Below are 22,358 nucleotides of genomic sequence, written 5' to 3' on the forward strand. Positions count from 1 at the left end.
TTAAGCTCCGAGTACGGAGCAGTGCACTGCCCGAGATTCGGGCGTTGGCGATCCGGCTACCGCCCGCGGTCAGCGCGATGGCGGGGCAGATGTCGGAGGTGTCCCACCGCACGACTACCGTGGTGCTCGGCACACAGATCTCCTGCGGCGCGACCTTGACAAGGACAGCCGGGTCGGAGGCGCGGCGGGGCGCGGTCTCGTTCAGGAGATGGATGGCGCCAGGGACGATCCAAACAGCGCGTTTCGTGTCATCGGGCATGTCAGGTAAGCCTAGTTGAGATGGGCGCGTGCCTGGGCTGTTGACCACCGTGAGGCCGCTCTGTGCGGTGTCGGGCTGTGCCGGTGGGGCACGGAGGCATAGGGTGAATCGGGTGACTGACCAACTGGCCGTGGAAGCGGCGGTCGCCGATGCCCGCCTGGCTGTACGGGAGTACGATGAGGCGTTGGCGTGGCTGGACCGGGCCCGCCAGGCACCGATGGCGCCGCTTTCGGCGGAGGTGTGGGTCACCGACCCTTCGTTCACCCATGTCCTGCTCGTGAAGCACCGGGTGAGGGGGTGGGTGCCGCCCGGCGGGAAGGTCGAGCCGGGGGAGACGCCCCGCCAGGCCGCCAGGCGAGAGCTTGGGGAGGAAACCGGGCTGCGGGGCGAACTGCTGGCGTTGCCGGCGGCCGTGGCCGTCCGTTCCTACCGCGCCGACTGGTCTGCGACCCTGGGGCTCTCGTACGCGGCCGTGATCGATCGCGCGGCACCGCTGGGAGGGGAGAGCGGGCAGCCGCCACGCTGGTTCGACCTGGACGAGGAGTGGGAGAGCGTATTCCCCGCGGACCGGGAGCGGATTCGGGCGCACGTACGACTTTTGGCGACAGGGCGGTCGATCGTAGCGCACTGAGCTTCTGTCGGCCCGTGCACGGTTACGCGCGGCCGCGCGGCAACGACGGTGAGCCAGCTCGTCACGGTGGGGGCGTCGGGGGTGGTGAGGGCATAGGCCTTGGCCGGCGAAGCCTGCATGGTCAGTGGGACGTTCTCGCTGGTTCAGCCGGTTCGCGACGGAGGCCGGCCGGGCTGACCCTGCCTGGGGTGAGTCACATCTTGCTGGTCAAGTCTGAGTTGTAGAGGCGTTGCGGGACCGGCACGCAGGTCAGCGGTTGCCGGTCCAGACAATGCGCTCCGAGAAGCCGCCCCGTTGCTCGGCCTTGGACGCCCGAATCTTCTCCAGCTGGGCAGGGTCGACGCCGAGGTCCGCCGCGAGCGCGAAGGCGACCTCGAGGATGTCGGCAAGCTCCTCGGGGGCGTCGCTCTCGTCCGCCTCCATGTACTCCGCCACCTCCTCGGCAAGCTTGGCCCGGAGCCGCTCCCGGTACTCCGCCGGCTCGGCCACGTAGACCTCCGGCTCGGCTCCGTCCGCGCGGATGATCTGAGGAATCCGGTCCCGTACCAGCTTGCCTTCGGTGAGCACGTACTCTCCCGCACCAGTTCGTCCTTGGCCGACCGCGCGGCCGGCCCCGTGTTGTTCGAGCGTAGAGATGGCGTCTCATCCGGCGCCATCAGAACCAGGAATCCACCCGAAGTGGTCAGTCTTTCGGATCCGCGTGAGCGCTCGTGAGGAGCGCCCTGCGGAGGACAGGGCCGATCGTGAGGTCGGCCCTGGTCGTGACGAGCAGCTCGAAGTGCTCCATCCGCTCGGGGGCCTTCTGCAGCAGCGAGTTCAGTAACCGACCCAGTCGCGTGCCTTGCGCACGAGAGTCCACCCACACTCGCGTTCCAGGTACCAGGCGACCTTCGGCTCCGGGGCGGCGCAGCGGAACCACCGCAGTGGGGTGTTCCGCCGAGCGGCGTAGTCGCCGATCCAAAACGTGGAGGAGGCCGGCATGGGTGGGAACGATAACGTGGTGGGCAAGGATCGCGCGCAGGCCTCGGGTCAGCTCACTGGGCGAGCTGCGCCAAGGTCTGGCCGAGCCCCTCGAAGGAGGTCACCCAGTCGCGGTGGCCGTCCAGGGCGGCCCCGGCCTCGGTGAGTGCCTGCGTCTTGGCGGTCATGAGGCGGCGCATCGCGATGAGATGCCGGGCTGGGGCTGGGGCTGGGGCTGGGGCGCTCGTGGCGCCGACGGTGTGCGGGCGCAGTTCGGCAACCTTGTCCCAGATATCGCCTTGCTCGTACCAGTCGAGTCCGGCGGTGCGCATCATCGCGCTGCCCAGCAGTACGGCGGTCTCCGTCGGCCGAGGTGCTGGCCGGTCGGACCGGGCGGATAGGTGAGGAGGTGGCTGACCGGTGGAACAGCGAGTGCGAGGCGTCCAGGGCCGCGCTGCGGCCGTAGGTGAACGTCTCGGGCTCGTAGGTTCCAGGGAACCAGTGGTCGACCTTCCCTGCGGCCATGAGTTCGTGGAGCGTGATAGCGATGGCAATTGGCGTGTACAGGTACGTCGGGGTCAGGAGGTGACGCGTAGCGTCAGTTCGCGAAGTCGGTGGCTGGTGGTGGCGATGTCGTACCGGCGTGCGTTGTTGAGAGCCGCCTTCGTTAGGGCGCTGCGTCGGTGGTGGTGGTCGCGGCCCATCTTGTCCAGGGCGTCGGCCAGGGAGCGCGGGTCGCCGGGGGTGTAGGGAGCGCCGGTGCTGCCGAGGATTTCCCTCACGCCGGGAAGGTCGGAGTAGGCCACGGGAAGTCCGTGGGCTTGGGCCTCGATGAGGACGAGTCCGAACGCTTCCAGGTCTCTCGTGGTGAAGACGAAAGCATCGAAGTTCGGTAGGCGGCGCCACAGTTCGGCACGGGGCAGGAACGGGTCGAAACGAACCCGGTTCTGTAGGCCGAGTTCGTGGGCCCGCTGCTCCAAGTGCTCTCGTCGGATGCCTTGGCCGATGATGGTGAGGTCGTGCGGTTGATGGGTGAGGGCGAGGGCTTCGACGGCGGTGATCGTGGATTTGTTGTCGTCCAGACGGCCGGCGTGCACCAGGGAGAGGGGGCCGCTGCCGGTTGGCGATTGATCGCGTACCTGGGCATGGCTCAGATGGATACCCCACGGGATCACGGTGAGCCGGTCGGTGAATCGGTGTCCGGTGAGACGGTCGATGCGGTCCGCAAGGGCGAAAGTCGGGGCCACGATAGCGGCGCTTGCCGCAGCGACTTCGTTCAGGCCTTCGCGCTCCCGGGCGCTGCGCTCGGCCACCATGACGTCGGGGCCGTGGGCGACGGAGATGATCGGGATGTTGCCGGCAGTGCGGGTGAAGGCCTGGCTGAGGGCGAACCCGAGGTACTGAGCGTGGATGACGTGCGGCTGGATCTCTTTGATGAGAGCACCGACCTCACGCGTCAGCTCGTCGAGGTAGGGGTCGAAGTCTGGGCCGTGTGGCCGCTTTGTCGTTGAGAGGGTGATCAGCTGACCGAACGCGGCCTGCCAGGCATGATCGACCGGTTCCCTGCCGAGGAAGGTCGTATGGGTCTCAGGCATCGCGCCGTAGAGGTCGCCGACGAGAATCATGCTTCCGGAGGACGGCGCGGAGATGCGATTGATGCCGGTGAGGATGTTCAGGAACTTGGCGGCCATGCGGAACCCCGATCATCGATAGCCAATGGGCTGGAATTGGAGATCTCGCGTTGAATCGGCTCGTGAATCACGGGTGCGTCCTGCATCCCACGCTGACGGGGAGGCGCCCACCACGTCGCCAGGTGGGGCGTGACAGCAGCCGCGACCTCATCCATCGGCTGTAAGTAGCCCCTACTGTCTTGTTCCGCCACCCAGATCCTTACTGCTGAACGGGGGTAGACGGGATTTATTCCGATCTCTCCCTTGGGGAGGATCCCATTGAAGGGAGTGGGTATTCCCTCGTTGTTCCAGTAGTCCCACACCTCAAGAGCCTTTGATTTCTCGAAGCAGTGATACAGCTGCCCGTAGCGGGCCATGTACCGGATCTCGCGGAATGCCATTTGGCCGATCAGTCCAGGCGCTGCTTTCTGGAGCGTAGCGATATCGGTGCCCTGGAACGTGACCGCTGACACGTCCTGGGACGGGGCCAGCGCAGTGCGGGCGAGCAGGTGGGACAGCCTTCGCCGGACGTACTCGGCGACTCCCGGGCCGAGAGCCGGATCCAAGCCGTCGATGAGCTGGATGAGCTGGTGATGGCGCGGGCTGAAACGTGCCAGGTCGAACAGCTGATCCATGCCGTCCACGGCGGCGAAGGCGAGCCGTTTGTAGAGGAGGTTGTTCAGCTCGCCCTCCCCGGCGTAGGCCTTGGTCTCCGGGGTGGTGGAGTGGAGCATCAGGTATTCGGACAGCACCTCGAAGTACAGGTAGCCGAGGAACGGCACGTCGGCCACCGCGTCGGAAAGCTGGTCGATGAAGGCCGGTGTCGGCGTCGCGTGGCCGATGGCGTTGAGCAGGGCGATGTCGAGGAACGCGGCCGCGGCGCGTAGGCCGGCCAGGACGGCGCGGTCGAGCCGGTCGCTTTCGGCGGGGGTGAGGTAGCTCTGATAGCGCAGGTAGGTGCGCAGGTGGATGGCGCCGAGATGCAGGTAGTCGATCCCCTTGGGTCGGATCGGGGCATCCGGGGTGACCTCCAGGATCAGGGGCGTGGTGGATGGCTTTGTCCGCATCAGGTAGGCGCCGAGGTTGTGCGGGCGCAATCCCTCGCGCTGGCGAGCGAGGGGTGAGCAGTACAGGGCGCCGACCAGACAGCCGGCGGAGACGTGTATCTCCCGGCTGGTGCGGATGGCGTCGATACCCCGGGTGATGTGCAGCAGGTGCATCGGTTTGCCGCTGATGAGTGCCTCGGTCATTGCGCTGTTCCGGATCAGCCAGCCGTTGGGGGTCGAGTGTTCCAGGTAGTGGCGCCAGTCGCCCTCGCTGTCAGCCAGCGAGGCAGGGCTGCGACGCTGCGCAGGCACGGTGTAGTCCGTGTGAGCGTGTTCCCATTCGTCGCGCAAGAGAACTCCTGGGGATGGAGGATAGGGGCCGATCGGGGGAGTACTAGAGGACCTCGACGTTCACTCCAGACATGCGGTTTCGGCAGTCGAGAACCCAGGCCGCGTGCTGCTGGATCATCGCGAGGTCGAATCGCGCGTGGTCCATCAGGAGGACCACGGCGTCGGCGGCCGCGACCTCCTCCGGCGTCGCATCCACCCGGCGAACGCTCAACTCGGTGCCGACGCTGTTCGGGACGTTGGGTTCGGCGACGCGGACCTCGGCGCCGAGGTCGGTCAGAAGTTCAGCGACACGTGTCGACGGTGAGTTGCGCAGGTCGGTCGCGTTGATCTTGTAGGTCAGGCCGAGCAGCAGGATCCGGGCTCCGGCCAAGGTCACGCCGCGCTTGTCGAGTGCTGCCACAACGCGCTGGACCACATAGTCGGGCATGCCCCGGTTCACGTCGTCAGCGAGTTCCACGAATCGGAAGGGGACGCCGATCTCTTCCCGGATCTTCCACGCGAGGAACAGAGGGTCGACGGGCAGGCAGTGCCCGCCGACTCCCGGTCCCGGGGTGAACCGGGTGAAGCCGAAGGGCTTGGTGCCGGCGGCATCGATCGCCTCCCAAATGTTCACACCGAGGCGGGCGGTCAGCGTCGCCAGCTCGTTGATCATGGAGATGTTGACGAGCCGGAAGGTGTTCTCGATCAGCTTGGCCAGCTCCGCGACCTTGGGCCCGGACACCGGCACCGTGGTGTGAAAGATGCCGTCGTAGAACTCTTTGATCACTTCGAGTGACGTGGCGTCGATGCCGGACACCAGCTTCGGTGTTCCCTCGAACGACCAACGCTTGTTTCCCGGCGCGATGCGCTCGGGACTGAACCCGACCCGGAAGTCCACCCCGCCCTTGAGTCCCGAGGAGCCCTCCAGGATCGGCAGCAGCAGCTCCTCGGTCGTGCCGGGATACGTCGTGGACTCCAGGATCACGGTCGCGCCCGGGCGCAGGCGCTCGCCCAGAGTCCGCGCGCAGGTCTCGATGTGGGTCAGGTCGGGCACACCGTCCCGCAGCGGGGTCGGCACTGTGATTACCGCGATGTCATAGCCGGCCAGCGCATCGGCGTCGTCGGTCGCGGAGTACGCGCCGGTGTCCAGCACCGCCCGGAGCCGCGAGGAGGCCACGTCCTCCACGTACGAATCGCTGGCGGCGAGCTGCTGGACGCGGTGCGGATCCACGTCGTAGCCGATGACACGGTGACCTACCTCTGCGGCACGTACGGCCAGCGGAAGCCCTACGTAGCCCTGACCAGCGACGACTATCTGCATGGCAGCTCCTACTCGATTGCGGTGCTTGAATGGACCGTCATTCCTGGTCTGGCAAGGAGATCGCTGTGCCCTTGGTGTCTGTCGTGATGCCCGTGTACAACTCGGCAGCCACTCTCGGCGCAGCAATTCGGTCGGTGGTCACACAGACCCACAGCGACCTGGAGCTGCTGATCACCGACGATCAGTCCTCCGACGGCTCCATGGACCTGCTTCGCGCGTTCGCCAAGCAGGACGAGCGCATCCTGCCGGAATCGGCCCCCGAACGGGGTGGCGCGGGCCGGGCCCGCAACCTTGCGATGGAGCGGGCGCGCGGTGACTACATCGCCTTCCTCGACAGCGACGACATGTGGCTGCCGGAAAAGACCGAAAAACAGATCGCCTTCGCCGCGGACGGCGATGCGCCGTTGACCTTCACCTCGTACTTCAAGATGGACGCCGACTACGACGGCGAGAGCACCGACTGGATCCCGAACGGCCGCGTGGTCCGCGCGCGGGAGCACGTCGACTACCGCGCGATGCTGGTCCAAGACCACGTCGGAGCCCTCACCGCCATGTACGACCGCAACGTCCTGGGTACGAGGCTGATGCCGGAAATGCGCAAGCGCCAGGACTATGCCCTCTGGCTCTCGATCATGCGGGACGGCTTCGACGCTCGAGGCCTGGCCGAGCCGCTCGCGCTCTACCGAGCCCACCAGGCGGGATCGCTGTCCTCCAACAAGCTCTCACTCGTGCCCTACAACTGGGCCCTGTACCGCGAGCATGAACATCTGTCGGTCCCCCGGGCCACGCGGGCATTGGCTGGCGCAGTGTGGCAGTCGCTGCGCAACTCGCGAATCTAGGCTCCGTGCACGAACCGGCGGGCCCGGAGCGCAACCGTTTCCAGGTACTGCCCGACCCGGCCCCACGCGAAAGCCAGGCCACGCGCGCTGTGGCCGACCCGGGGCGGGACCCGGAGGGGCACCGGCGGCGCCGGCCGACTATGCGGCCGAGCCGTCGCTGGCCCCCGCGCGCAGGAACAGCTGGAGGAGTAGCCGCCGGTTGGCGGCGGGGACGGCCTCCTGACCGCTGTGCAGCGCCTCCCTGCCGTGCAGGAAGCGGCGCTGGTTCACGATGAGGTAGTCCCCGGGCTGGAGCATTAAGGAGACCTGCCCACGGACGAGCTCCTCGGCGAGCTCTTCGGCAGCATCGGCGTGCGCCTGGCCGAGCTCGGACCGCTCCAGCATCTTGGCGGTGAACCTGACGAACCCCTGGCCCGGGTCGGAGCCGTCCAGAATCGGGAACGGGTTGTACTCCTCTCCGACGCCGTGCAAGTCGAAGAAGGTCCCATAGTGGTACGCCGCCTCGGCCAGGAGAGCGCGGCTGTCTTCCGACAGCCGCGCCACCGCCGCGTGGCCGTCGGAGAGGATGCTCGGGCCACCGCCAAGCACATCGGGGCGAACGCACAGGAGCGTGGTGTAGTCCGGGGGCAGGGTTCCGTTCACCAGGTCCATGTGGAACGCGTTGTACCCGATGCCGCTGGACTTGCCAGGGTCCTTATCGACCTTGACGCCGATGTCCTTCCACAGGGGCCACCGCGGGAACGGCGAGAAGGGGACGGCCACCTCGGCCGCGAATCCAGTCGCCAGCCGCAGAAACCGGTCGCCGTCTGCCCCGCACAGGGCTTGGGCAAGGCTCCCCAGGCGCAGCACGGCGAATCCGCCGCCATCCCCGGTCAGCGCGTGGCGCAGTGTCGCGCCGGTCTCCGCAAACTGCGGAGCGGCTGCCAGCTGGGTCCGGTACTCCTCCATGGTGAACTTCGCCAGGGCCGAGCCGTCCAGTTTCCACATCGGGAGAGGAAGGTCGATCAGAGCGGCTTCGAGTTCACGCGGGATGTCGATGAACACGCGGGGCTTCCTGTCTCTTGGGGCTTTCGGGGTGTCGTTCGGGCGCCGGCGTTCTCACCGAGTCCGCTCGAATCTCTTGGCGGGTAACTCGGTTCTGGCCGCTGCTCAGGGGCGGTCGGCTGCGGCGCGTACGGCCGTGAGGCTGTCCTCGAGGCCGAGCGTGCTGTCGCGGGCCCGCTGGATCAGAACGCCTCGCGCGTCGTGTACCGGGGCCAGACCGTCCTCGATCCAGATCTTGTTCCAACGCAGAGTTCAGTACGCTCTCTGCCAGTCGCATTCGGGCGGGTCAGAAGTCGCCACGTTGCCCGGGCACGGTGAGTAGCTCTTCCATAGACTCGAGCCCTCTTGACGGTGTCGTTGGCGTTTTCACCGCCCACGGACCCATTCACGCGGGGCGTGCTGTCTCAAGGCGGTCCGACCGGTGAGCAGATGGTGCTCGGGCTCGGCAGGGCGCGGCTCAGGCTCCAAGCTGACCGCGACGAGCGCACCGGGGCGCGCGCACCACGTGTGGCGAGATGTGGTCTGGCGGCGCGAACCGCAGAACGTCGCGGGGTGGCCGTAGTCCAGTGCCCAGCAGCCCGAGATGTTGTAGACATGCTGGCCAGTCTTCGGAAGGCTGTGGCCGTAGCGGAGGGTGAGCCCGGACGCGATAGCCAGCATCGCCGTCCCGGCGGCCACGCTGAGAGTGAGCCTGCGGGTGGAATAGGGCGGCGACCGGCCACGATCCAGTTCTGGTGTAAGTGGTGTTGACGCGGATTCCAGGAAGAGACTCGGGGTCCGGCGGGGGCAGTCGTCTCATCGAGCCACCGCCGAGCCGCTCGCGGAGGAGACTGGAACATACGAGGCGCCCGTCGCACGGTGCGGCTCGATCGTCCTGCCGTCGGGCAGCAGCCCGCCGGTGTCCTCGAAGAGCACCACACCGTTGCACAACAGGCTCCATCCCTGGTCGGGGTGGTTGGCCACGGGTTTGGCGGCCTCCCGGTCGGCGGCTTGCGCCGGCGGGCAGATCGGCTTGTGCTGGCACATGACGGTCCTTCGGGTGTGGGCCCTCCGCCGGGCACTCGGGAGGGTGTAGTCGTCCGGTGGAGGGCGGCTGGAACCACGGCCCGGCGCCGGGATTCGCCGACGGGCCGCGGAGTCATGGGGAGGGACCGGAAGGGGGGGGCTGATGGTCGAGCAGGCCGAACGCGGCCAGTGCCATGCGGCGCAGGTGCAGCCTGACGGCCAGGTAACCACCGGGTATTTCGACGTCGAGCAGGGTACGAGCCGTTGTGACGAGGTCGGTGAGGGTCTCGTCCTCGGGAACGGCGCCGAGGAGCTGCATGAGGTAGCCACGTGTCCGAAGGCTGAGATCGGGGATCTCGTCCTCGTCGGGTCTGTAGTCGGTCCCAGGATGTCTTCGCGGGTGTCGAGGATCGAGTCGACGATGTCGGAACTCTGGACTGGCCGTAGGGCTTCGAGGATGCGGATGATGGTCGTCTCGCGACGTCGAACCCGCCGCTCACGTTCACTGGCCGGTCTCCGGCTCCACCCGCAAGGTGGTGGGACGGATGATGCACCATACCTGGCCACCTTCTAAGACTCCCCAACCGTCGGACAGAGCATCCACGAGCCACAAGCCGCGGCCGCCTTCGTCCAGCTGGTTGGGGTCAGGACAGCTCACCTGGGGCAACCAAGGGCCACTGCCGTCTACCTGGATGAGCAGTTGGCCATTGGTGAGGGTGAGCCGTACGGTCACCGTGTCCCCGTGGCCGTGCACGAACGCATTCGTGACGACTTCGGAGAGTGCTGCGACCGCCGAGTCCACGAGATCAGCAGCCCCCCACAGGTGCAGCCAGGCACGAGCAATGCGCCGTGCCTGCCCCACGCGGCGGACATCCTGATCGAGTTGCGCTGTGCGCTCAAAGGAAGCCTCGATTCGCGCCGGGACTGGACCGTGCAGCCGAGCGCGTCTCAGTAAGTCGGCGAGCGTCGGGGCGGTGATTGGCATGGCGCAGTCCTCCGTGTCGACGGGGAGCAGGTTGGCGCAGCAGCGTGCAGGTCGTGTTCCTCTTCAGGCAGGGCAGGCCAGTTGAACTCAAGGTGACGAATGATCATGAACTGATGCCCCGTCACCATGGCCTGCGTAGAGCATGCTCCTACTTGCCGCAGTTTCGCAATATTGCGGTTCCAATCCGCAGGAAAATGGAACGAATGTTCTCTCGGCAGCGCCGCAATGTTGTGCCAAACTGCGCCCATGACGACCTCTCAGACTCCGCCACCGGTGATGAGGCGCAGACTTGGGTACTTGCTACGCCGCTTCCGGAAGGCGGCCGGTATGAACGGAGTTCAAGCCGCAGCCGTTCTCGGATGGGAGAGCACGCGGCTGTCCCGCGTCGAGACCGGGCAGTACCTGATCAAGGCCTCGGAAGTCGCACTTCTCCTCGCCGCATACGGGGTGACCGATCCGGAAACGGTGCATGGAATCACCGATGTGGTGCAGTCACATCAGCGACGGTGGTGGGCAGCCTACGAGGAGGTGCTGCCCAAGCCGTACGCGGACAGCATCGCGCTTGAGGAGGCCGCGGTCTCGATCAAGACGTACTTCCCGCAGCTGATCACGGCGCTCCTGCAGACGCCTGCGTACGCGCACAGTGCGATCTTCAGTTCGCCAAGTCCCGCAGTTCGCAAGCACGCCGACTCGCTGGTGCAGGTTCGCCAGGCACGGAAGATGGTGCTGACCCGCTCGGAGCATCCAGCGCTTCTGGAGACCGTGATCGACGAGTCAGCGCTGTTCCCGCCGTCCGGCGCGACCCCCGATGTGATGCGGGACCAGCTCCGTGGTCTGCTGGATCTATCAAAGAGGGACAACGTCACGATCCGCGTCATGCCGCTTGGAGCGCCGGCTCATCCCGGGCTCACCAGCAACATGACCGTGATGGATTTCCGGTCCCCGTGGCCGCCCGTGGTGCTGATCGACCACCTGCGAGGCGGTGTCTTTCTGGAGGATCCGGAAGATGTAGAAGCGTTCGCGATGGCCTTCGACGCCGTGGCGGATGCCGCCCTCAACGTCGATGCCTCGCGCGAAATGATCAAGGACTACATGAAAGGGAAGACCCGTGACTGAAATGGCCAGCCTCAGCGCTACCGACCTGGGTAACGTGGAGTGGCGCAAGTCGTCTTACTCAGGAGGCGGAGAGTCTCAGTGCGTCGAGGTCGCCGACCTTTCGGCCACCAGGCACAGTAGGATCGGTATCCGTGATTCTAAGTGTGCGGCAGGCCCGGTTCTCCTGCTGTCGGCCAGCGCCTTCGACGCCTTCGTCCGCCTCGCCACCGCTCAGGCGGTGTGAGCGGGGACCACTCCATCCTCCCCGGTCATGACGGGGAGGCGGGCGGTCCCCGCTAACCACAGATTGTCAGCGATGGCTCCGACAATCCATAGAGCCATGGCCTCCCACCCGCGTTGCGGAGGTGGGAGGCTATGGCTTCTTCCGGTCTAGCCGCCACGTGCCTGCATCGAGCACAACCGATCGACGATTTCCTACGAGTCCACGCGCAGAAGCCGGATCTCGCTGATCAGGTCCCGCCATGGCTCGTGCGAGGCGTCGACCGGCACACCCAAGGCCTCCGCATAGGCGATGGTCAGGCCGTTGCCGTTGGCGTACTCCTCGTTGCGGTCGCGGATGGCGGCGTGATCGTCCACCACGACGACGTGGACGCCTGGGTGCAGGCAATCGAGACGGCTGACCGGGCCGGGCTCGGCGCGAAGGCCGGCGCAGCGCCGCTGGTCCGGTCGTGCCTGCCTGAGCTTGCTGCCGCCGGGCTCATCCCGGCGGCAGCCGCCGGCTAACGGGCCGCGTAGGCGGCCTGCACATCGTCGGCGCGGTCAGTCCGCCAGTTCAGCAGTGCCTCGTCCGTCAGGAACATCTCGCCGAAGGTGGGGTCCTGGCGGTCAAGGTAGAACTCCAGCTGCCAGAAGTCGGTCAGCCGCTTCCACCACAGCCGCTTCACTGTGTCGGCGAGGTCGCCCTCGGACAGATCGATCACGGACCGGTACCCGGAGCAGAACGCGGCGACACGGTCGAGGTCGAAGACACCACCTACCCCGAACTGCACCTGCGCGGTCCGCGCGACCTCCTCCCCGTACGGACGGACCTCGAGCCGGTCCCAGTCCAGGACCGCCACCACCCGGACGTCCCGGCGCAGCAGGTTGCGGTACTGGAAATCGCCGTGCGTCCAACCGTACGGCCCGGCCGGCACCTCGCCGTCCGGCCGGGCATCGGCGTACCGCGCGAGGAGGCCGCGGCGGCCGTGCAGGGCCTCGGCGGCAGCCTTGTCCAAGTCGGTGACCGGATCGGCCGGGAAGCGACTCGCGAGAGCAGCGGCGGCCCGGTCGGCCTCGGCCACGTCGCGGACCTTCGCAACCGGCGCCTGCTCCGGGACCGAGCCAGGCCCATGCCGCTGCAGGCCCTCGTGTAGGCGGCCCAGGAGAGCACCGAGATCGCGGACCTGGTCGAGCGGGAGGTCAGTCCCTTGAAGGTGCTCGCCGTCCACCCACGGCAGGACGCAGTAGCCATTACCACCGACTTCCACCACGAAGTCGCCACCGGCGCCGAATAGCGGCGTCGGCACCGGGATGCCCTCATGGGTCAGGTCCACGCGGACCGCGAGGTTCCTGCGAGCCTTCGGCAGAGGGACGTCGGTGATCTCCTTGAGCGCGTACACCCCCGTGGTCGTCACGAGCCGCCAGTTCCGGTTCATCAGGCCGTGCGCAAGGAACCGTTGATCTCGTACCTCTCCGAGCCCGAAGGCGCTGGACAGGGTGGGCAGTACTGCCGCCAGACCGTCCTCTCGAGTCGTATCCGTCACCCGCAGCACGGTACGCCGACACCGAATCCCGCACCGGAACTCGTCACTCAGGTCCCCACAGAGAGTTCGGAGCAAGAAGCGATCGGGGATAGCCGCCGGCTCGCCGGACTCCGCTCGTGGCGGAGCCAGAACCCTCCAGGCTCGCCATCGTGTAGTCGACGCCTTGCGCCTTGGATGGTGCGTGCAAGAGCTGGAAACCGCCGAGGTCGGCCCAGCTGCGGACATGACGACGACGGCTGCGAGCGCACCGGCCGCGTTTGCTTGGGAGATCCTCCGCGACTCTCCCCAACAGGCTTGTGCCGCTGGCGCGCATGGTCGGGGTTGGGAGCTCGCCCTCGGGGCAGTGTCGGCCGGTGCTGCCTGAGAGTTACTTACGGCTGCGGGCACGCGTGCACTACGGAGGGTAAACATGGGGGGAGGCGGAGGGGGAAGCAAGGGGGGAGGCATGGGGGGAAGCAAAGGGGGAAGCGGTTTCAGCGGGCTGCTGGCATTTTGCCTCGTCAGACCCAGAATCTTCGCTGGTGACTAGCTGGACTTAATAGGTAGGAGGGGGGAGGGAAGAGCGGGGGATGAGGAAGCGGGTGGCAGGAGATGTGAGGTTGAGGGGAAGGATAGGGAGGGGGCTGAGGGACTGGAACAGAGGGAGAGGGAACGGCGGGAGGAGAAGGTGGGTTGCAGAAGTCTGAGGCTGGCGGAAGGGGGGTGCTCCTATCTGTTGGTCAAGGTGGTGGGCTGGGTGCCGGGCGGGGAGTGCGCCTGGCACTGTGACTGTCATGAGTGTTGGAGTGCCTGTTGAGGAGCCGTCCGGGAAGCCTCGATCTTCCGCCACGGGGCGGAAGCCGAAGGAGTAGCGGATTCCGAAGAGGCAGGCCAGGCCGTCGTAGGCACCTGTGGGAGGGCGAGCAGCAGAAGGCCGGCCACCATCGGTACGACGGGCGGATCCCGATCATCGCGACCGGGCTGAAGAACCTGACCGAGCACGGCCCGGCCGGACCGGTGTTCCTCCGCTTCGGCCGCGACCATAAGGAGCCCCTGTGGCAGGCGATCGGCAACCCCCGCCGCGAGGCCGCCGACGCTCGCGCCCGGGAGGAGTTCGCGCGTGCTCGGGAGGAGTACCACCCGAAGGTGTGGCGCGGCGCAGGAGCAGGCCGCGAAGAAGCAGCCGAGCGTGAGGCGTGCCGTCCCGTGTGCGCCAGCTGCGGGGCGAAGTGCACCGACGAGCGGTGGGAGGCGGCACAGGCGTGCACAGGCGACGGACTGGGCGGCCGTCGCCGGCCGGTCCGGGCCGCGCTGGCCGAGGAGGGAAGACGACTCCTGACCGCCGGGGTGCAGTGGCGTTTCGCCGGTGAAAGGCTAGCCCCGGGAGGGTGAACCGGACTGGGTGCGCCTGTCGCCGGCGGGGTCGCAGCGGATACAACATGCCTCATGATGATCATGATGCGGGCCGTTGTGGCGGCCGCTGCTCTCGCTCTGTCCCCGCCGACCGCGGCGTATGCCGCGGAACAGCCCGCGGCCGTTCCGCAGGTCCTCCCCATGGGTGTCGCGGTGTCCGCGCTGCCGCTCGCGGTCGAGGACCGCACCGGCTACCAGCGCACCAGCTTCAAGCACTGGAACGCCGGCGACATCCCGGCGGACGGCTGCAACACCCGCGCCGAGGTGCTGCTGTCGGAGGCGGTGGAGTACCCGCAGATCGGGCCGGGCTGCGCGCTGACGGGGGGCGTGTGGTGGTCGTACTACGACGACACCACAGTCACCAACGCGTCCGGCCTGGACATCGACCACATGGTCCCTCTCGCCGAGGCCTGGGATTCGGGCGCCAGTTCGTGGACCGCACAAAGGCGCGAGGCGTACGCGAACGACCAGGGCCAACTGTCCTCCCTGGTCGCTGTCATGGCCCGCTCGAACCGGTCGAAGGCCGACCAGGACCCGGCTGAGTGGCTGCCGCCGGCGCCGGACGCGCTGTGCCGGTACGGGGCGGAGTGGACGGCCACCAAGCTCCGCTGGGGCCTGGCCGCCGATGGCGCAGAGCGCGAGCGCCTGCTGGACATCGCGGCCGGCTGCGGTGGCACCAACGTGGAGTTCACCCCCGCTCCGTAGGGCAGTCTGAAGGTGAGGGCTGCCACCTCGACAGGTGGCAGCCCTTTGCCGCGTTCTGATATTCCGTTTCCGTTGTCTGTCGGCTCTGGGATTCTTGATGACATGGTGAGAAGTCCTGATGTACGGGGCACGGCCTCGGACTCCTTTTGGTCCCGAGTGCGGGAGTTGGAACACACGCCGGGCCGTCCCGTCCGTCGGCAGCACCTGGTGTCCCGCGTGCTGCTCAAGCGCTTCACCGCCCCGGGGTCTCGTGGAGCAGGGCCCCAGCTCTACCCTTTCGACCTTCACCATCCGCACCAGGCGCACAAGCTGAAGGGCCCAGCGGGATGTGGCTGGGCGCCGGACTTCGTGCCCTTTGCCTCGGGATCCCTGGAGGCCACGTGGGCCCGCACTGAGCAGAACCTGCCCCGTGCGTTCGCGTCCCTTGATTCGGGGAGGCTCTTCGACGAGCCTGAACACCACCCCGTATTGCGCGACCTGGTGGCGCTCCACTGGGTGCGCTCCTACTTCTACCGTGATGCCTTCGATCGCATCTACACCGACTTTCGGTCCCTGAGCAGCCGCTGGCTCCTCACCAGCGGCCAAGACCTCATCAGGGCCGCCGCACTTCAAGAGTTCGGCCTCCACCTGACAGGGACGGAAGGCTTGCAGCACATGATCGACGAGCTTCTGCGCCCCACGGACGAGCTGTTCGAGAGCGGTGCGCTGCTCCGCATCCGCATGGAGGAGATGTTCCATAAGGTCCGCGAGCGCATTGCTACTGCCGGCCTGGAGATCCACGCCCCTGCCTCCGGCGAATTGCTCATCGGGGACACGCCAGCACAGACCCTTCGGATGGACCAAGACGGCCGGGTCTACGGAACAGCGATCGGCGACGCCACCACCATGGTGATACCGCTTGGCCCCAAGCACCTGCTGACCCTCGGCCGTGAACACGTCCAGGGCGTACTCAGCGACGAGGGTAGAGACGTCATGAACAGGCTGCAGATACGGGCAGCCACGCGCTACGTGTACTACCGACCCGGCAGCCGACTGGACCGCACCATTCGAAAGGCCCTGGCGTCCGGAGATGCCCAGTAGCTCCGGCCTCAGGGCGGAGAAGCCCATGTGCTGTGCCGCTCCGGAGCGCTGGCCACCTCCCACACGCCCCAGTCTGTGCCCCCTTCGAGGGCCCACTCCAAGCAGCGCTCCAGGACCGGGCATCGGCGGCACACTGCCTTGGCTTCCTCGATTTGGAGCAGGGCTGGGCCACTGGTCCCGATGGGGAAGAACAGGTCCGGGTCTTCCTCGCGGCAAGCCGCTCGGGCACTCGCGCACCTGACCGGGATCCGTGGCTCTATGCGGCCAGCGAGGGGACCAGCGCACTTTTTCACCACGGCCTGATCTGACAATGCCGTACTGATCTCTGTTGGCCTTCGGCGTCCGGGGCAGGTTGTGCGCATGTTCAAGCATCGACGTGTACGTACGGCCGTGGTCCTCGTGGTGGCCTGGGGAACGCTGACGGGAGTCGAGCGGTGGGGTGAGTGGGCCCCGTGGCCACAAGCCGTGCTGCAAGGCCTTCTCTGGGCTGCCATTGTCACCGCAGCCTGGTGGTTCGCCGACTGGACCCAGGCGGGCAGCCGCCAGCCGCGACGCCTTGCGAGGAGCCGCGGGGAACAGTGAGGCCCGACGCAGCGAGGCACGAACCCGGCCATGCCTCTCTCTGCGGCGTCTCCTGAACGGCGTGGAGCGCTCCGCACGGATGCGGCTGCCACGACCCGGGCAGCTGCCTGTTAGGCATGCCGCGGTGCGGCGGGATGCGGGTCAGGTGAGGCGGGATCCGAGGCGGAATCGCATGTCGCCTGCGGCCCGGCGTACGTCTTCGCTCTGGTCGCCTTCTTCGAGCAGTCCGAGGAGCACGATCAGGGCGCGTGCCTCGTCGGCGCTGATCAGTTTCAGCCGTGGTTCGCTCACTCCGTCGAGGAGCGTGTCCAGCAGGTCCAGTGTCTCGTCCATACCCGCAACAACGGCCGTCCGGCCCCGCCGGTCACCCCCGCCGGCCGTTCGCCCAGGCCTGTCGGGGCGTACCGGTTCACGGAAAGCGCCACCACTCGTCAGGATTCCCTGACATCGTGACGGTGTCAGGGAATCCTGACGCCGCCGTGGGTGTGAGAGGGGTGTCGGGGCGTGGTGTGGGTGGATGAGACGGGTCGTCATGAGGGTGTGGTCGTCGCGGTTTTGCCCGATGGGCGTGAGGCGCCGCCGGTGGAGGCTTTGGGCGGGAGTACCGCGTGGTGGGACAGCGACGGCACGGTCTCCGAACGCGCTGTCGCGGTGAAAAGCGCCTGCGGATGCGGCTGGCGCGCAAACACCATCCACCCGGTGGTGTGGGGTGATGTCACGGCGACTGAGGGCGAGGAGGCCAGGACCGGCCCGTTTTCGGACTGGGAATACCACGTCACCACCATCGAAGGCCTGATCCCCCGCGACGTCGAGCAGATGCTCATCACCCTCCAGGACCGGATCACCGAACTATCGACAACCAGCCCCGTGACCGCACTGCGCGCGATCGCCCGTCTCCAGGACACCACCCCGGCCCTCGCCCTCGAAACGGTCCGTAGAGCCCGCAAGGCGATGGTCTCCTGGGAGGCGATCGGCACCGCGCTCGGCTGCACACGCCAGTCCGCCCACGAACGCTACGCCCGCCACCTATCGCAGTGACCACCCTTACGGAGCCCCTGGCCAAGATGGCGGCGGGCTCCACCTTGTGCGGGTGGGGTGGGTCCGGCCGCATTCGAAACCTGCGTCCTCGGCTGCGAAGGCCGCGCGTCGGGTCCCATCCATCCCGAACCCCTACGTTTCCGCGTGATCGCCATGACCGCGAGGCGCCAGCGCACTTGTCGCCACCCTTCGATGATCAGGCCCGCGCGGCTACGCCGGCCCTCTGTTGTCCCGGGCCGGGGAAGCCGGTGCATCGCCGCACGGTCACGCCCCCGCCTGGCTGCCGGATCTCCAGAGAGCAGCTTCGGGGCCGCCACCGGGTCTGGTGGCGGCCCCGTGCTGCTGTGGTGGCGTCCGTGGTTGCGGCCGGGGTGCCATGGCGTCCTGATTGGCGGGTTGGCCCCGCCATCAGCAGGCCGGTGGTCAGGGCAGTGCGAGGGCGGTTCTGCTTCCGGCTGCCCGAGGTCCTGGCCCGGCCGCGGCGGGCCGGCTGGTGGGGCTGGTGTCGGCGGTGGCGGCGAGCAAGAGCGCCAAATGGATGCCGGCGGAGTGCTGGCTGAGGGTGTGGGCGGTCTCCAGTAGCCGCGGGTGGAGGTGGGCGGGCAGGGACAGGGCGATGCAGGCGGCGCGGCCGGGCATGGCCAGGGGGAACGCGGCGCAGACTTCCTTGTCGGAGTATTCGAGGAGGTCGAATTGGCCTGCTTGGGGGCCGTGGACGTCGAGTTCGGCGAAGAGCTGTCTGGGGTCGGTGATGGTCCGGCCGGTCAGGGCGCGGGGCTTGTAGCGGGCCAGGTGGTCCATGCGTCCGGCGAAGTCGAGCTGCGCGAGGAGGCTCTTGCCGACCGCGGAGGCGTGCGCGACCTCGGGGAAGGGCACGCCCTCGACGACCGGAGGAGCCTCGGGCCCGGAGGCCGAGGTCACCACGGCGAGCTCGCCATCGGTGTAGCGGGAGTAGTAGACCGCCGCGCCCAGCTGCGCGCACAGCTCGTCGAGGGTGACCCGGACGAGTGCGTGTTCGTGTCCGGGCGTCGTGGTGAGCTTCAGGCGGGGGCCGGGGTGGTGTTCGCCGGCGATGCTTTCGATGAGCTGCTGGCCGCGCAGCCAGTGCAGCAGGCGAGTGGCGGAGGCGAAGCTCAGCCCGCTGCGCCGGGTGACCTCGCGGGTGGAGATCCCGTCTGCCTGGACGATGAGGTGCAGCATGTCCTGGGCTCGGGCGACTGCCTCCCACTGACGGCCGGCCTGCTGGACCACGGGCATGTTGCGGGCCAGGCCGGTCAGGCGAGCGGGTCGCAGCGCGTGCGCCGACCACCACGGATCGCCCTCCTGCGCCGCCGCGCCGGCTCCTTCCGCGGCCGTGTGCGGTGCGCTGGCCGTGCGCAGGGGCAGCACCAGCCCGGACACCGGCGCCGCCTCGCGCCGGCGACCGGCGTCCGCGCCCCGGGCGACCGGATCGGGTGCCGAGGTTGTGGGGGGAGCGGTCGAGGGGCGTACTCGGGTGCCGCGTTCCGTACCGGGGGGTGTCCGGGGGATGCTGAGGCTGAGGCTCGGGCTGCTGTCGTGGTGGGCCAGGCGCTGGACGGGGACGGGCATGAGCAGGGCCGCGGCACCGCCACCGAATGCGTACTGCGTGCCGGACTGGATGGCGTTCACGACAGCGGGGGTGTGCTTGCGTACGGTCTGCTGCTCGGTGCGGGAGGTCAGGCCGAGCGCCAGGCGCAGTTCGCCCGCGTATTCGGGGTCTTCGGTGTCCAGTGCCCCGGCGGGGCGGCCGGCGGTGGCGGCGAGGAGGCGTTGGGCGTCCCGGTGCCCGTGGCGGGCTGCCTCGGCGATCAGGAACCTTACCTCGGCCAGCGGCCCGTCCGTCCTCGCGGTCACCACAGCGAGCCTGAACAAGGCCCCGGGGTGCCCGGCTTCCGCCGCCGCGCCCAGGCATTCGACCGCGCGTTCCAGCTCACCGCGGACCATGGCTTTGGTGCCGAGCCGGTACAGCGAGTTGGCGAGCGCGCGTTCACTGCCGCTCAGCTTGTAGAGGTGGGAGAGCGGTCCGAAGTCGCCTTCGGGGCGGTCCCAGTGGTCTGGCTCCCCGGCGAGCTGGGCCAGGAGGTGCGCGAGCCCGGCCGGGACCACCGGCTCCGGGCGACCTCGCCCGCCGCCGTGATCGTCGTACGTGCTCACATCAGTCACCCTTCTGTCCGTGCTGGTGGTTCTTTCCGAGCCCGGCCCGGATATGCCGGGCGAGTTTGCGGCGCAGGAAGCGCAGCGCGTCGTACCGGTCGCGGTGCAGGCGCGAAAGGGGTATCCCGAGTTCGGCCGCGATCCGCTCATCACTCCAGCCACGGCTCTGCAACTCCACCACCCTGCGCCGTCTGCTCTCCTTCATCGCCCGGATCGCCGGGATCACCAGGCCCTCAAGAAGGTCCTGCCTGATAAGGAAGTCGGCCGCGGCCGTGGCACCGGGAGCCTCACGCCCCCGCACCAGCAGGCGCTGGTCGGCCCGGGTCTGGCGGCGGATCTCCGACCTGGCCCGGTTACGCGCGGCCCGGCGAAGATAGGCGGCCAGATCGGTGCCCTGGGGGAGCCGGCCCGCGACCGCGAGCCGCCCCGTCGCCAGATAGGCCTCCTGCACCGCGTCCTGACACGACGCCAGCGACAGCCCGGGGAAGTCGCGCTGCACCGCGTACGGCTCACGCGCACAGAACTCCGGGTACAGATCGAGCAGCCGCTGCGCGACGTCGATGAGGACGGCGGACTCGCCGTCGAGGCCGTCACCGACCACCGGCCCTACCACCGGCCCCGCCCTGGAGCTCCGAGAGCGGTGGTCACGGTCACCACGGTGACCGCCCCCGCGGGCAGTCCTTCGAGCGTCACCGTGACCACGGCAGCGGGGGCCGCTGAGAAGCGGTCCTGAACCAGCGGACCGCTCTCGCTGCTTGGGCTGGAGTCCTCACCGGCGGCCGGCACGGCGCACCCGCAGGGGCCTGACTTCCCGGCCCTGCGGTGCTGCCACAGGCGCATCAGCGCGCCCAGCGCGTGCAGCGCGCTCAGGGCGGCCGGGGCATAGCCGACCGCCTCCATGAACGCCGTCATGTAACTGGCTCCATCTATCGGTGGAGCACCTGTCGGCGCCCCCTCGCCACCAGACGCCGCACAAGTCCCTGATCTCCTCTCGCCATCACAGATTCACCCCCAACGGTTAACGGTCGCTCGTGTGTACGGGTTTTTGCGGTATTCGTGAAGGGCTGGCGGTGATCTGCCGGGCGGCCCGGACGCCGCCTGCCGATGCGCTACCGCCACGGCGATGCACGCGCGATGATCCTTGCCCGCAGCCGTCACGCCCGTGCGGCGCGTGTCCACCACCTCCGTACGGCCAGGCGCTACGTCTGTCTGTTCGTTCAGCCGCGGGCGGACCATCGCGGGCGTACCCTGTGGCCTCGAATACCTGAGGGGGTGGGATGCGGTGGCTGAAGCGCAGGGACCGGACTGGATAAGGGGTTTGGTCGCGGTAGGACTTTTGCTCTTCATCGCCGGCTGGTTCATCGCGTGGCCGCTGAGCGTGTTGGGCTTCCTGATGCTGTTGTTCGTAGGCGCTGCAACAGCGAGCCAGCGCCGCGCCAGCGGCCAGCCGCCGGAGACGCTGCTGCGCCCAGGTGATCGGCCTTGGCGTCGTGACCGGCACTAGCGTGAGCACCTACACCCCGAAGGGCTACCGGTCGGAGCTCACCGGGTGGAAGGACGCCACCCCGGTCAGCGCGGCCATGACCAAGCTCTCCACGGTCGGCTGGACGTTCAAGGGCGGAAGGAAGTGCGCGCAGGGCACGAAGCTGTGCGTGGAGTTCAACGTTGTACAGGGGGAGTCGTGCACGGTGATCCACCGGTAGCCGGCCGCGGCGACCGGTGCCGCTGACTGACGCCAGCACTGCGGGCCACCACCCTCTGCGGTTAGCGGCCCGCTGCTGTGCTCACTCCTGGCCGGTGTCCGGGCTCCACACTGCTGGTCCGCCGCCGCGCCACTCGATGAGCAGCTCGTCGTCGAGGCGGACGTCGTCGGGGTCGAGGTCGGCGCGGCGCAGGAATTCGAGGAGGTCGCCGGGGCCGAGGGCGCGGCCGAGGATCTCCCCGTCGACGCGGACGCGGCGCCCGCCCTCGGCATCCGAGGGGTAGACGACGATGCGCAGGTCAGAGGGCATGCCTCCACCCTGCGGACGCCCGCTCACTCCGGCATCCCGAGGGCGGTGTCGGGGCGACAGTGCGGGCAGGCAGGAATCCCCTCGGCCAACGCCCGCCGCGCCTGATCGGTACCGATGGGGGCGCAGCGCTTTCGGCTGTCCCAGCAGCCCCCGACCTGGACACGGACCGGCAGCCGGCCCGCCCCGATACCGCGCTCGATCAACCACGCGGGCGGCTCGGCCGGCGGCCTGCGCCGCGCGGCCAGGGCCTCGCGCTCCTCCGCCGTGTTCAGCGCCCGCTCGGCGCGGACGAGCTCGAGGCGCAGGTAGTGGACCACGGTGCGCAGACGCGGCAGGTCAGGCGGGAGCTCGGACACCGCTCAGCCCCCGTACTGCGCCTGCCGTGCGGCCTTGCACGCCGCGCAGAGCGGCGAGGCCCCGACTCCG

At 68.3% G+C, this 22,358-nt stretch carries 25 protein-coding genes and 1 pseudogene; 9 read left to right on the top strand and 17 right to left on the bottom strand.

Translation table 11 applies throughout. The annotated features are described in order from the left end of the window. Positions 1–371 precede the first annotated feature (371 nt). On the top strand, positions 372–890 hold the full coding sequence (locus tag ACFYZS_RS33335; protein WP_389020918.1) for an NUDIX hydrolase: 519 nt from the start codon (positions 372–374) through the stop codon (positions 888–890). Between the two features lie 249 nt (positions 891–1,139). Here ACFYZS_RS33335 and ACFYZS_RS33340 read toward each other — a convergent pair whose 3' ends face one another. The 4 genes from ACFYZS_RS33340 to ACFYZS_RS33355 form a co-directional block, all read right to left on the bottom strand. Then, positions 1,140–1,457 carry a nucleoside triphosphate pyrophosphohydrolase gene (locus ACFYZS_RS33340; protein WP_389020920.1) on the bottom strand — a complete coding sequence of 106 codons (318 nt, stop codon included), beginning with the start codon at positions 1,455–1,457 and terminating at the stop codon, positions 1,140–1,142. 971 nt (positions 1,458–2,428) lie between these two features. After that, entirely contained in the window at positions 2,429–3,541 is a 1,113-nt protein-coding gene (locus ACFYZS_RS33345; protein ID WP_389020923.1) for a glycosyltransferase family 4 protein, read from the bottom strand. Further along, complete coding sequence (locus ACFYZS_RS33350) at positions 3,523–4,917, bottom strand: hypothetical protein (protein WP_389020926.1); 1,395 nt, start codon at positions 4,915–4,917, stop codon at positions 3,523–3,525. The genes ACFYZS_RS33345 and ACFYZS_RS33350 overlap by 19 nt, the downstream gene beginning before the upstream one ends. A gap of 43 nt (positions 4,918–4,960) precedes the next feature. Next, positions 4,961–6,217 (bottom strand): nucleotide sugar dehydrogenase, encoded by a 1,257-nt coding sequence (locus ACFYZS_RS33355; RefSeq protein ID WP_389020930.1) that lies wholly within the window; start codon positions 6,215–6,217, stop codon positions 4,961–4,963. A gap of 65 nt (positions 6,218–6,282) precedes the next feature. On the opposite strand from ACFYZS_RS33355, the gene ACFYZS_RS33360 reads away from it, so the two are divergent. Then, entirely contained in the window at positions 6,283–7,056 is a 774-nt protein-coding gene (locus ACFYZS_RS33360; RefSeq protein ID WP_389021079.1) for a glycosyltransferase family 2 protein, read from the top strand. 138 nt (positions 7,057–7,194) lie between these two features. Here ACFYZS_RS33360 and ACFYZS_RS33365 read toward each other — a convergent pair whose 3' ends face one another. From ACFYZS_RS33365 to ACFYZS_RS33380, 4 genes and pseudogenes are all read right to left on the bottom strand, one after another. Then, positions 7,195–8,100, bottom strand: coding sequence for a TauD/TfdA family dioxygenase (locus tag ACFYZS_RS33365; protein ID WP_389020933.1), 906 nt, complete (start codon positions 8,098–8,100; stop codon positions 7,195–7,197). Positions 8,101–8,895: 795 nt separating this feature from the next. Next, positions 8,896–9,126, bottom strand: a complete 231-nt coding sequence (locus tag ACFYZS_RS33370) for a DUF5999 family protein (RefSeq protein ID WP_389020936.1) — start codon at positions 9,124–9,126, stop codon at positions 8,896–8,898. Between the two features lie 112 nt (positions 9,127–9,238). Continuing rightward, positions 9,239–9,469, bottom strand: a pseudogene (locus ACFYZS_RS33375) (DUF6415 family natural product biosynthesis protein); the annotation flags it as partial. Positions 9,470–9,607: 138 nt separating this feature from the next. Continuing rightward, entirely contained in the window at positions 9,608–10,090 is a 483-nt protein-coding gene (locus ACFYZS_RS33380; protein ID WP_389020938.1) for an ATP-binding protein, read from the bottom strand. Between the two features lie 276 nt (positions 10,091–10,366). Here ACFYZS_RS33380 and ACFYZS_RS33385 point away from each other — a divergent pair, with 276 nt between their 5' ends. Both ACFYZS_RS33385 and ACFYZS_RS33390 read left to right on the top strand, forming a co-directional pair. Continuing rightward, positions 10,367–11,206, top strand: a complete 840-nt coding sequence (locus ACFYZS_RS33385; RefSeq protein WP_389021081.1) for a helix-turn-helix domain-containing protein — start codon at positions 10,367–10,369, stop codon at positions 11,204–11,206. 1 nt (position 11,207) lies between these two features. Then, the gene (locus ACFYZS_RS33390) at positions 11,208–11,429 is read left to right on the top strand and encodes a DUF397 domain-containing protein (RefSeq protein ID WP_389021084.1); all 222 of its coding nucleotides are present in this window, start codon (positions 11,208–11,210) and stop codon (positions 11,427–11,429) included. 191 nt (positions 11,430–11,620) lie between these two features. On the opposite strand, the gene ACFYZS_RS33395 is transcribed toward ACFYZS_RS33390, so the two are convergent. Further along, entirely contained in the window at positions 11,621–11,785 is a 165-nt protein-coding gene (locus ACFYZS_RS33395; protein WP_389020941.1) for a hypothetical protein, read from the bottom strand. Between ACFYZS_RS33395 and ACFYZS_RS33400 the strand changes: the two genes are divergently transcribed. Further along, on the top strand, positions 11,771–11,929 hold the full coding sequence (locus tag ACFYZS_RS33400; protein ID WP_389020944.1) for a hypothetical protein: 159 nt from the start codon (positions 11,771–11,773) through the stop codon (positions 11,927–11,929). The two genes, ACFYZS_RS33395 and ACFYZS_RS33400, sit on opposite strands and share 15 nt — an antisense overlap. On the opposite strand, the gene ACFYZS_RS33405 is transcribed toward ACFYZS_RS33400, so the two are convergent. Continuing rightward, a complete protein-coding gene (locus tag ACFYZS_RS33405; RefSeq protein ID WP_389020947.1) occupies positions 11,926–12,948 on the bottom strand; it encodes a phosphotransferase in 1,023 nt (340 codons plus the stop codon). The genes ACFYZS_RS33400 and ACFYZS_RS33405 overlap by 4 nt on opposite strands. A 1,434-nt stretch (positions 12,949–14,382) precedes the next feature. Between ACFYZS_RS33405 and ACFYZS_RS33410 the strand changes: the two genes are divergently transcribed. Together ACFYZS_RS33410 and ACFYZS_RS33415 are read left to right on the top strand one after the other, a co-directional pair. Continuing rightward, complete coding sequence (locus ACFYZS_RS33410; protein WP_389021087.1) at positions 14,383–15,045, top strand: HNH endonuclease family protein; 663 nt, start codon at positions 14,383–14,385, stop codon at positions 15,043–15,045. 102 nt (positions 15,046–15,147) lie between these two features. After that, positions 15,148–16,125, top strand: a complete 978-nt coding sequence (locus ACFYZS_RS33415; protein WP_389021090.1) for a DUF4238 domain-containing protein — start codon at positions 15,148–15,150, stop codon at positions 16,123–16,125. A gap of 8 nt (positions 16,126–16,133) precedes the next feature. Here ACFYZS_RS33415 and ACFYZS_RS33420 read toward each other — a convergent pair whose 3' ends face one another. Together ACFYZS_RS33420 and ACFYZS_RS33425 are read right to left on the bottom strand one after the other, a co-directional pair. Continuing rightward, the gene (locus ACFYZS_RS33420) at positions 16,134–16,373 is read right to left on the bottom strand and encodes a WhiB family transcriptional regulator (RefSeq protein WP_389021093.1); all 240 of its coding nucleotides are present in this window, start codon (positions 16,371–16,373) and stop codon (positions 16,134–16,136) included. A 475-nt stretch (positions 16,374–16,848) separates the two neighbouring features. Beyond that, the gene (locus ACFYZS_RS33425; RefSeq protein WP_389020950.1) at positions 16,849–17,040 is read right to left on the bottom strand and encodes a hypothetical protein; all 192 of its coding nucleotides are present in this window, start codon (positions 17,038–17,040) and stop codon (positions 16,849–16,851) included. Positions 17,041–17,211: 171 nt separating this feature from the next. Between ACFYZS_RS33425 and ACFYZS_RS33430 the strand changes: the two genes are divergently transcribed. Next, positions 17,212–17,745, top strand: a complete 534-nt coding sequence (locus tag ACFYZS_RS33430; RefSeq protein ID WP_389020953.1) for a hypothetical protein — start codon at positions 17,212–17,214, stop codon at positions 17,743–17,745. A gap of 423 nt (positions 17,746–18,168) precedes the next feature. Here the strand turns inward: ACFYZS_RS33430 and ACFYZS_RS33435 are convergent, their stop codons facing one another. Genes ACFYZS_RS33435 through ACFYZS_RS33445 form a run of 3 tightly spaced genes read right to left on the bottom strand, consistent with a single transcriptional unit; the run spans position 18,169 to position 20,832 of the window. Continuing rightward, a complete protein-coding gene (locus ACFYZS_RS33435; protein WP_389020956.1) occupies positions 18,169–19,929 on the bottom strand; it encodes an IclR family transcriptional regulator C-terminal domain-containing protein in 1,761 nt (586 codons plus the stop codon). Next, positions 19,922–20,521, bottom strand: a complete 600-nt coding sequence (locus tag ACFYZS_RS33440) for a hypothetical protein (RefSeq protein WP_389020959.1) — start codon at positions 20,519–20,521, stop codon at positions 19,922–19,924. The genes ACFYZS_RS33435 and ACFYZS_RS33440 overlap by 8 nt, the downstream gene beginning before the upstream one ends. A gap of 5 nt (positions 20,522–20,526) precedes the next feature. After that, a complete protein-coding gene (locus ACFYZS_RS33445) occupies positions 20,527–20,832 on the bottom strand; it encodes a hypothetical protein (RefSeq protein ID WP_389020962.1) in 306 nt (101 codons plus the stop codon). A 578-nt stretch (positions 20,833–21,410) separates the two neighbouring features. Between ACFYZS_RS33445 and ACFYZS_RS33450 the strand changes: the two genes are divergently transcribed. Beyond that, complete coding sequence (locus ACFYZS_RS33450; protein WP_389020965.1) at positions 21,411–21,623, top strand: hypothetical protein; 213 nt, start codon at positions 21,411–21,413, stop codon at positions 21,621–21,623. Positions 21,624–21,704: 81 nt separating this feature from the next. On the opposite strand, the gene ACFYZS_RS33455 is transcribed toward ACFYZS_RS33450, so the two are convergent. Together ACFYZS_RS33455 and ACFYZS_RS33460 are read right to left on the bottom strand one after the other, a co-directional pair. Continuing rightward, positions 21,705–21,932, bottom strand: a complete 228-nt coding sequence (locus tag ACFYZS_RS33455; protein WP_389020968.1) for a hypothetical protein — start codon at positions 21,930–21,932, stop codon at positions 21,705–21,707. Between the two features lie 23 nt (positions 21,933–21,955). Beyond that, complete coding sequence (locus ACFYZS_RS33460; protein WP_389020971.1) at positions 21,956–22,288, bottom strand: DUF6233 domain-containing protein; 333 nt, start codon at positions 22,286–22,288, stop codon at positions 21,956–21,958. Positions 22,289–22,358 lie beyond the last annotated feature (70 nt).

This window comes from Streptomyces sp. NPDC001903, assembly GCF_042891345.1.
In the GTDB taxonomy this organism is placed as follows: Bacteria; Actinomycetota; Actinomycetes; order Streptomycetales; family Streptomycetaceae; genus Streptomyces.

Excerpts from the sequence above, each read along its gene's own strand:
- ACFYZS_RS33345 (WP_389020923.1), bottom strand. The coding sequence starts at position 3,541 with ATGGCCGCCAAGTTCCTGAACATCCTCACCGGCATCAATCGCATCTCC.
- ACFYZS_RS33355 (WP_389020930.1), bottom strand. The coding sequence starts at position 6,217 with ATGCAGATAGTCGTCGCTGGTCAGGGCTACGTAGGGCTTCCGCTGGCC.
- ACFYZS_RS33370 (WP_389020936.1), bottom strand. The coding sequence starts at position 9,126 with ATGTGCCAGCACAAGCCGATCTGCCCGCCGGCGCAAGCCGCCGACCGG.
- ACFYZS_RS33380 (WP_389020938.1), bottom strand. The coding sequence starts at position 10,090 with ATGCCAATCACCGCCCCGACGCTCGCCGACTTACTGAGACGCGCTCGG.
- ACFYZS_RS33385 (WP_389021081.1), top strand. The coding sequence starts at position 10,367 with ATGAGGCGCAGACTTGGGTACTTGCTACGCCGCTTCCGGAAGGCGGCC.
- ACFYZS_RS33390 (WP_389021084.1), top strand. The coding sequence starts at position 11,208 with ATGGCCAGCCTCAGCGCTACCGACCTGGGTAACGTGGAGTGGCGCAAG.
- ACFYZS_RS33410 (WP_389021087.1), top strand. The coding sequence starts at position 14,383 with ATGATGCGGGCCGTTGTGGCGGCCGCTGCTCTCGCTCTGTCCCCGCCG.
- ACFYZS_RS33415 (WP_389021090.1), top strand. The coding sequence starts at position 15,148 with ATGGTGAGAAGTCCTGATGTACGGGGCACGGCCTCGGACTCCTTTTGG.
- ACFYZS_RS33425 (WP_389020950.1), bottom strand. The coding sequence starts at position 17,040 with ATGGACGAGACACTGGACCTGCTGGACACGCTCCTCGACGGAGTGAGC.
- ACFYZS_RS33445 (WP_389020962.1), bottom strand. The coding sequence starts at position 20,832 with ATGACGGCGTTCATGGAGGCGGTCGGCTATGCCCCGGCCGCCCTGAGC.
- ACFYZS_RS33455 (WP_389020968.1), bottom strand. The coding sequence starts at position 21,932 with ATGCCCTCTGACCTGCGCATCGTCGTCTACCCCTCGGATGCCGAGGGC.